This is a genomic window from Micromonospora sp. NPDC049580, assembly GCF_040675595.1.
Lineage (GTDB): Bacteria > Actinomycetota > Actinomycetes > Mycobacteriales > Micromonosporaceae > Micromonospora.
This window is the reverse complement of record NZ_JBFAPG010000848.1, coordinates 1-1004: the sequence shown is the minus strand read 5'-3', so window position 1 is coordinate 1004 and position 1004 is coordinate 1. Positions and strand designations below refer to the sequence as shown.

The following is a 1004-nucleotide window of genomic DNA, read 5'->3' as shown; positions in this document are numbered from 1 at the left end:
CAGGAGAAGAGCACCCTAAACACCAACTTCCGCAAGCGTGCCCAGTCCGTGCAGGCGGTCGATCGGCTGATCGGCAACCTGCGCGCCCAGCTCACCCGTACGGGACGGTGACCGGTGCGGCCAGTGCCGGCGTACGTCTGCTCGGCCTCGACCCGTACCAGGTCCAGGCCCTGCTGGTCGGCCTCGTCGACCTCTGCGACGGCACCGCCGCCGACGCGGCCCGTGCCGCCGACGACCCACCCGAGCGGCTGCCGGCCGCCGCCGCCCCGCTCGCCGACATCTCTGCCGAAGTCCACGCCACCTGGGAGGTGCGTCTCTTTGCGTCCTGACATTGTTGAGCCGACCGATGTACCCGCCGCTGCACCCGCTGCCGGGCCGCCGCACGACGAGACCGTTCCGCACACCCATCCCGAGCCGGGGGTGGACCCGCACCCGCAGCTGGCGCCCTCGGGCCGAGCGCTGCGGGTCGGCATCGGCGGGCCGGTCGGGTCCGGTAAGACCGCGCTGGTGGCCGCCCTGTGCCGGGCGTTCGCCGACGAGTTGCGGCTCGGCGTGGTGACCAACGACATCTACACCACCGAGGACGCCGACTTCCTCAAGCGGGCCGGCGTCCTGGACCCGGCCCGGATCCGCGCCGTGGAGACCGGCTGCTGCCCCCACACCGCGATCCGCGACGACATCGGCGCCAACCTCGACGCAGTGGACGAACTGGCCGAGGCGCTCGGTCCGCTGGACCTGGTGCTGGTGGAGAGCGGCGGGGACAACCTCACCGCCACGTTCAGCCGGGGCCTGGTCGACCGGCAGATCTTCGTGGTCGACGTGGCCGGCGGGGACAAGGTGCCGCGCAAGGGCGGGCCCGGGGTCACGTCCGCCGACCTCCTCGTGATCAACAAGACCGACCTGGCGCCCATGGTGGGCGCCGACCTCGCGGTGATGGACCGGGACGCGCGGGCTCGGCGCGGCGACCTCCCGACCGTCTTCCTGTCGATCGTCGGCGACCCGAC

General features: G+C 72.9%; 2 protein-coding genes. Both read left to right on the top strand.

The window, feature by feature from the left end:
* Nucleotides 1-107 precede the first annotated feature (107 nt).
* Nucleotides 108-329: a hypothetical protein gene (locus AB0J68_RS32540; protein WP_363942771.1), complete on the top strand. Its 222-nt coding sequence runs from the start codon at nucleotides 108-110 to the stop codon at nucleotides 327-329.
* Nucleotides 330-420: 91 nt separating this feature from the next.
* Nucleotides 421-1004 (top strand): urease accessory protein UreG (gene ureG / locus AB0J68_RS32535; RefSeq protein WP_363942774.1); only part of this gene is annotated, 584 nt, incomplete at its 3' end.